5 protein-coding genes, 1 tRNA gene and 1 rRNA gene are annotated in these 7,287 nt (G+C 51.7%); 5 read left to right on the top strand and 2 right to left on the bottom strand.

All coding sequences use genetic code 11. The features are described 5' to 3' along the window. Positions 1-125, bottom strand: a 16S ribosomal RNA gene (locus ACQ4M4_RS19375); the annotation flags it as partial. Positions 126-844: 719 nt separating this feature from the next. Here ACQ4M4_RS19375 and glyQ point away from each other — a divergent pair. From glyQ to ACQ4M4_RS19350, 5 genes are all read left to right on the top strand, one after another. Then, positions 845-1,732: a glycine--tRNA ligase subunit alpha gene (gene glyQ / locus ACQ4M4_RS19370; RefSeq protein ID WP_430686100.1), complete on the top strand. Its 888-nt coding sequence runs from the start codon at positions 845-847 to the stop codon at positions 1,730-1,732. A gap of 173 nt (positions 1,733-1,905) precedes the next feature. Then, entirely contained in the window at positions 1,906-2,400 is a 495-nt protein-coding gene (locus tag ACQ4M4_RS19365; protein WP_430686099.1) for a DUF4079 domain-containing protein, read from the top strand. A gap of 123 nt (positions 2,401-2,523) precedes the next feature. After that, positions 2,524-4,836: a ComEC/Rec2 family competence protein gene (locus tag ACQ4M4_RS19360; RefSeq protein WP_430686098.1), complete on the top strand. Its 2,313-nt coding sequence runs from the start codon at positions 2,524-2,526 to the stop codon at positions 4,834-4,836. Between the two features lie 19 nt (positions 4,837-4,855). Further along, positions 4,856-4,942 (top strand) — tRNA-Ser (locus ACQ4M4_RS19355). Between the two features lie 190 nt (positions 4,943-5,132). Continuing rightward, entirely contained in the window at positions 5,133-6,056 is a 924-nt protein-coding gene (locus tag ACQ4M4_RS19350; protein ID WP_430686097.1) for a DMT family transporter, read from the top strand. Between the two features lie 165 nt (positions 6,057-6,221). Here ACQ4M4_RS19350 and ACQ4M4_RS19345 read toward each other — a convergent pair whose 3' ends face one another. Then, positions 6,222-7,088: a nitrate ABC transporter ATP-binding protein gene (locus ACQ4M4_RS19345; RefSeq protein WP_430686096.1), complete on the bottom strand. Its 867-nt coding sequence runs from the start codon at positions 7,086-7,088 to the stop codon at positions 6,222-6,224. Positions 7,089-7,287: the final 199 nt, after the last annotated feature.

The following is a 7,287-nucleotide window of genomic DNA, read 5'->3' as shown; positions in this document are numbered from 1 at the left end:
CTAAGGCCAGATTCTCACGCGTTACTCACCCGTCCGCCACTAACGTCCGAAAACGTCCGTTCGACTTGCATGTGTTAAGCAGACCGCCAGCGTTCATCCTGAGCCAGGATCAAACTCTCCATGTTATCAACATGTCAATTCAGTAATACCCTTGCTCTCTCGCAAAAATATCACCGCTGAACCTGTCACCAGTTATTACCGGCTTCTTCTTTCCTTGACGTCGCTTAAATCTCCCCTCTTCATCAGTCAATACAAAAATAATGACCAAATCACTCGGTTCAATTTAAGACCTATTGCTTTACCAAGCGTTAGGTGCTATCCTGTCTCTCAAACTATTCAGCTTTCTAGGTTCGGTCGCAAGTCTCGCGCTCGCCTCACTTTCGCTCGGCACCGCCTCGACCGCTTTACTAATATAACTACCTCCACCTTATCTCGTCAAGCCCCTTATCTAAAAAATCCTGGATATGTCTCAAAGTTTTACGAGGTAAGGGTTTTGAGAGATTTCTACAGGTGAATCAAGCCCTGGTTGGGCTAAGGAATCAAAGAAGTATACTTCTCTGATCTGATGTGCAGAGAGAGAAGGTTGGTTGCGTGAGGTCATTCCGACCCAGACGTATTTAACGTCAGTCTTGGATAAAAAGTGCGTGTCTAAACCTTGGCAAGCCGCTGAACGAAACTGACGTTAATTCGAATGGCTGTTGATTGAAGTAAGAGAAGGTGTCCAGAAAATGTAGTAACTAGCCTTACCTCTTAAAGAGGTAAGGCGGGCTGTCATAGGTATGAGCAGAACGCGCAAACTAGGAGAGAATGGGGAATTGAATTGAGTTTGGGAGGATGGGTTGTTGTGAATTTTCAGTCGGTGATTGCAACGCTACACGAGTTTTGGAGTGCGCGCGGCTGCTTGATTGTTCAGCCATATGACACTGAAAAGGGGGCTGGAACGAAGAGTCCTCACACTTTTTTGCGGGCGATTGGTCCTGAGCCGTGGTCGGTTGCTTATGTGGAGCCTTGCCGGAGACCAGGTGATGGGCGATACGGTGAGAACCCAAACCGGGTGCAGCATTATTATCAGTACCAAGTTTTGATCAAGCCATCGCCAGATAATATTCAAGAAATTTATTTAGAATCGCTGCGTGCGCTGGGCATTAAGCCAGAGGATCATGACATTCGGTTTGTGGAAGACAACTGGGAGGATGCAGCAGTTGGTGCGTGGGGAGTTGGCTGGGAAGTTTGGTTAGATGGGATGGAAGTCACGCAGTTTACCTATTTTCAACAGTGTGGTGGGCTTGATTGCCGTCCTGTTTCAGTGGAGATTACCTATGGCCTTGAACGGTTGACGATGTATTTGCAGGGAATTAACTCTATTTTCGACATTCGATGGAACGATGTCGTGAGCTATGGAGATGTGCACCTGCAAGGAGAAATTGAGGGCTCAACCTATAACTTTGAAGCATCGGATTCAGATAAGCTGTTCACGCTGTTTAGCTTGTATGAGGAAGAAGCAAAACGACTAATGGAGTTGGGTTTAGTTTTGCCTGCTTATGACTATGTTTTGAAGTGTTCTCACACGTTTAATCTATTAGATGCTCGGGGTGTGATTTCGGTGACTGAGCGGACTCGATACATTGGTCGTGTGAGGACCCTTGCGCGTCAAGTTGCTCAGCTGTATTTTAAGCAGCGCGAAGAATTGGGCTTTCCGTTGTTGAGGGCGGAGCCAGCCGTACTTGCTTGAGGTGCGAGTCCTGTCGTTTTTGCTCATGCCTATGCATGGAATTGGCCTAGAATATGCTTAATATTTCTTAAACAAGGCTTACACATTAAGATGTGTAGGTTCTGGGTTGAGCAGTGGATTTCGGTTCAACTGATTAAGCAGTTCAAGTTGAGGCATTAGAGAGGAGAAACGCAGTGTCTGAGTTGGGAGCGAGCTTGAGCGCGTGGTTGGAGCCAATTGCCGCGTGGTTTCGTAGTTTGAATATGCCGGAACCGATTGTGCATTGGGGACACCCGGCCATGATGGGAATTGTGGTGTTGGTGATGGGTAGTTTTGCGGCCATTACGGGCTGGCAGGGTCGAATTTTGACTGCGACCAACGATGCGTTGGCTGCTGAAAAGCGCACAGCGCACAAAAAGGTGGCCGGAATGATGTTTTTGTTTATTTCGTTGGGGTATACGGGGGGAGTGCTGTCGCTGGTGATGCAACAGCAGCCCATTTTGCAGAGCCCACATTTTTGGACGGGTTCGTTGGCGATTTTGCTGCTTTTGGTGAATGGACTAATTGCTGCGTTTGGGTTTTCGAAGGGTAAAGGCTTTCGGACGGTTCATGCTTATTTGGGGAGCGCGGCATTGGCGCTACTGCTGATCCACGGCATTTTTGGTGTGCAGTTGGGTTTGTCGATTTAGCGATCGCTCTTTTCTTATTCCCAATTGATTGAACAAGAGGCGCACCTATGTGTGCCTTTTTTGTTTGTTGAGAAGTAATGTGGGCATTCTGGGTGGCAAGGATGCATTGGGACGAATTGCCATATGGGTGCGATCGCTGGAACCATCATTTGCCTGAGTTACATCATCGGTCTGCTGCTTGCGGGTGTACTGGGCCAGGTGTGGGGCATTCCGGCTAGCGGGTTGGGAATGTTGGCGGTTGGGCTGGTGGGTGCGATCGCGCTGCCTCACATTTGGCGAATGGGGCCAAGAGGCAGTGTGTGGCTGGTGGCCGGAATCGTGGGCTGCTTGGCCAGCTTGCATTTGCAAGTGCGAACTCCAGTGTTGGGAGGGCATGATGTTTACCATTTGCTGAACACGTCGCCAAGCGAAAGTCAAACGATTTATGGCTTTCTAGATACCGCTCCTCGGTTGACTCGGAGCGGCAAGACCCAGTTTGTACTAGATACATTTCAGGCGACTGCGTTTGATTTTGAGGCCGCCGGGGTTGAAGCACATTCGGTTGTAGGAAAAGTGTATGTTACGGTTCCGACAGAGCCGAATCGGGTTCTGTATCCGGGGCAAATGGTAGCGATTCGAGGCCGATTGTATGACCCAAAACCTGCTGTGAATCCGGGTGGGTTTGACTTTCAGGCTTATTTGGCCCGGAGTGGCATCTTTACTGGTGCGTTTGGCGAAACGGTTGAGAACTTGGATGGGAGTGGTCGGTTTGGGGAGAAGAGATCGCTCTCGCGGCGTGTAGTACAGCCGATTCGATACGGACTGTGGTGGGTGCGTCAGCGGGTGGGGCGATCGCACTTACAGGGCTTGGGCCAACCCGAGGGGCCATTGGTGAGCGGCATGGTATTGGGCAAAGGCGGGGCCGATGTTCCGTTCGACTTGCGGGATACGTTTGCCAGTGTGGGCTTGGCACATACGTTGGCAGCTTCGGGCTTTCATGTATCACTGCTGTTGGGCTGTTTTTTGTTTTTAACCCAAAACTTATCTGGGCGATCGCGCCTCATATTGGGTGCGGTGTTGCTCATTGGATATGCAGGTTTGGCCGGAATGCAGCCTTCGGTGCTACGAGCAACCGTGATGGGCTTGGCTGTGCTGTTGGCCATGTCTCTAGAGCACAAAACGAATCCGTTGGGTTCTCTATTACTGGCAGGAACCGTGCTGCTGGCCATCAATCCGCTGTGGATTTGGGACTTAGGATTTCAACTGAGCTTTTTGGCAACGTTGGGCCTGTTGGTATTAGTGCCGACGCTGATGAAATGGCTGGACTGGTTACCCATTGTGCTTGGCTCATCCATTGCCGTGCCGATCGCAGCAACCGTGTGGACGATCCCGCTGCAACTGTACGTGTTTGGCGTGATCTCTCCTTATAGCATCGGTTTGAACGTGGTGGCGGCTCCATTGATATCCATCATTACGTTGGGCGGAGCCATCAGCGGGGCAGTCGCCATTGTTTTACCCGCTGTGGGCGGTTGGTTAGCTGCCCTGCTCAAGTTTCCAACCGTTGCGTTGATTTGGATGGCAGAGCATGTGGGCCAGTTACCTGGAAGCCAGTTTGCAACAGGGACGATTAGCGTCGGCCAAGTAGCGATTCTTTACGGCTTGTTTGCGCTGGTGTGGTGGGTATCCGGAGTACAGCGATTTTGGTGGATTGTTAGCCTTGGCTGTGTTGGGCTGGTGGCCATTCCAGCGTGGCTGGGTGTGCAGCAACGGTTTCAGGCCACGATTTTGGCCACAGCAGATGCGCCAGTGATGGTGATTCAAAAGCGGGATGAAGTGGGATTGATTGGCGGGATGAGCGATCGCGACGCTCAGTTCGTTGTTCTACCGTTTTTGCGAAAGCAGGGGGTGAATGAAATTCGATGGGCGATCGCGCCTCAGCTCAGAACCCAGGCTCCTGGTTGGCTGCAAATTTTGAAAAAGATGCCGATTCGGGCGTTGTATAACGCATCGGGTTCGGCGCTCGATCCCGGCGATGCGGAGCAGCAGAGTTTACTTCAGCAGTTGGGCAAACGGCAGGGTCAGGCTCACTTTTTGCCCAATGGAGAGGCGATCGCGCTGGGGTCAACTCCGGTTCGGCTGGTGAACTTAAATCCGCTGATGCTGCGGTTTCAACTGGGGGAGCAAATTTGGCTCATGATTGGCAACCAAGGACAACATGCGGTTCCACCCCAGCTGCTTTCTGCCGCAACGGTGATATGGTCTCTGGGCAAATTTGACAATGCTGAACTGCTCGCAGCAGTCCGACCCAATGTGGCGATCGCCAGCAGCAGCAAGGGTTCTGATGCGATCGCAGCCGCCTATCCAACCGTTCAATTTTTCACCACCGAACAAGAAGGTGCAATTGAATGGTCCCCAAAAACCAACTTTCAACGCACCATAATGCCCGATGCAGAGTAGAATAATAATCGCTTCACCTGGAGAGGTGGCAGAGCGGTTGAATGCGCTTGACTCGAAATCAAGTTTGGGGTCACACCCAACGGGGGTTCGAATCCCCCCCTCTCCGTTTTTGAGAGAATTCAGGAATTCCCAATCGTTTGCGGCTTCGATTCGCCAGTTTTGCGTGCGCTTCGAGAACGATTCCCTTGGTTTTGTGCTGAACTGTGTCGTGTGCGATCGCCAAACCTGGCCCAATCTGGTAGCCTGATCTGTCTACAGACCGTGGGCCTGTACTTGCACTCTATCTGTGTACTCGCTTGACCATAAAATCAACTGAATCCAACCGAGCCCAGTTCTCGGCAATTTTGGCCCTTGCCGGACTGGCGATCGTATGGGGCTACAACTGGGTGGTGATGAAGATTGCCGTTCGGGATGCACCACCGTTCGACTTTGCGGCCATGCGCACCTTGTTTGGCGCATTAAGTTTATTTGGGGTGATGATTGCGCTGCGCAAACCGCTCAAGCCAGTGGCCATTCCTGAAACGGCTCTGTTTGGAATTCTCCAGGTGACAGGAACGATTGGCTTGATTACCTGGGCGCTGGTGAATGGCGGCGCAGGAAAGACTGCCGTGCTCAACTACACGATGCCGTTTTGGGCCTTGCTGCTGGCCTGGGCATTTTTGAAGGAGCGGCCACAGGGAAAACAGTGGTGGAGTTTGGCGCTGTCACTCGCGGGATTAGTGATGATTTTGGTGCCGTTTACGCTGAGCGATGACCTAGCGAGTAAAGGCATGGCCGTTGGCGCTGGCATTTGCTGGGCGATTAGCTCGATTGTGGCCAAGCGGCTAAATCAGCGGACGCGAGTCGATTTGCTGTCTTTCACCGCATGGCAAATGCTGTTTGGCAGTTTACCGCTGCTGCTGATTGCATGGCTGGCTCCGGCTCCTCCCGTGATGTGGACGCCCTCGTTTATTGCCGCGCTAGTCTACAACGTCATTCCCGGTGGGGCGATCGCCTGGTTGCTGTGGGTATACGCGCTCAACAACCTGTCAACGGGCAGCGCTAGTTTAGGAACGTTGGCGATTCCGGTGGTGGGTGTGCTGGCCGCCTGGTTGCAATTGGGAGAAGTGCCAACGGGCTTGGAGTTTTTGGGCATGGTGCTAATTGTTGGGGCATTGATCCTCAACTCGTTGGCGGCGGTACAAAAGCGCGAGGCACCAACCCAGCCATCGGTTCGATAAGCTCCATCTCAAATGTATTCCGAACCGCCCTCATCCCCAACCCCTGCTCCCAAGTTTGGGAGCAGGAGAGCAACTGCCTGGTTCTTCCAAATTTAGGAGAGGGAACTCGGGGGTGAGGGCGAATGCGTTTTATTCAGGCCCACGGAATAAATAGTTTTTAGAAGCTTACTCGTCGTGGGCGAAGCGGTTGTAGAGGAAGTCGAGGGCGTAGTTACGCAGGCGATAGTATTCGGGATCTTCCATAATTTGGTCGCGATCGCGCGGTCGTTCAAAGGGAATCTCCATCACCTCGCCAATAGTGGCAGCGGGGCCGTTAGTCATCATCACCAGGCGATCGGCCAGGAACAGCGCCTCATCAATATCGTGGGTAATCATCAGCACCGTGCAGCGATGATCATTCCAGATTTTCAGCAGCTCTTCCTGCAACTCCTCTTTGGTGATGGCATCCAGCGCCCCAAACGGCTCATCCAGAATCAACACCTCAGGACGAATGGCCAACGCTCGGGCAATGGAAACCCGTTGTCGCATACCGCCAGAAATTTGATCCGGCGTTTTGTCTGCGGCCTCAGTGAGGCCCACCATGGCCAAATGTTCGCGCACGATCGCCCGCTTTTCGGCTTCGGGCTTGTTAGGCCATACGGAATTCACCGCTAGGTAAACATTTTCAAACACGGTGCGCCAGGGTAGCAGCGCATAGTTTTGAAACACCACCATGCGATCGGGACCTGGCTTGAGGATGTTTTGTCCCTTTAAGGTGACAGAACCATCGGTAGGATGCTGAAAGCCTGACACCAGACTCAGCAACGTAGATTTACCACAACCCGAATGACCAATCAAACACACAAATTCTCCCTGCCGAATGGTGAGGTTCACATTTTCCAAAACGGGATAAACCCCTTTTCCAGTCGGATAGGATTTAGACACATGGTCAAATACCAGAAAGTTTTGATTCTCGGTCGATGAATACCGATAGGCTGATTCGGAATGAGATGCCAGATCGAGCTGAAAGGGAGTAATCGAGTTGGGATGCATAGGGTTTTTTCAACGGTGGTTGACGTGGATGGAGTGGTCAATACTAGACCTCCTGCATGAGTCATTGGGCAGGGGTGCCGTGCAATGACTCATCCTTCAAAAAGCAATGCAGGTAGGAGGTTCACTGAATCGTGGAATGGGAGAAAAAGTCTTGAAAAGCTCTCCAGAGAAAGCTTTTCAAGACAGGACGACCAGCTTG

Source organism: Leptolyngbya sp. AN02str (assembly GCF_050565595.1).
Lineage (GTDB): Bacteria > Cyanobacteriota > Cyanobacteriia > Elainellales > Elainellaceae > Kaiparowitsia.
This window is presented reverse-complemented; position numbering and strand designations above follow the sequence as displayed.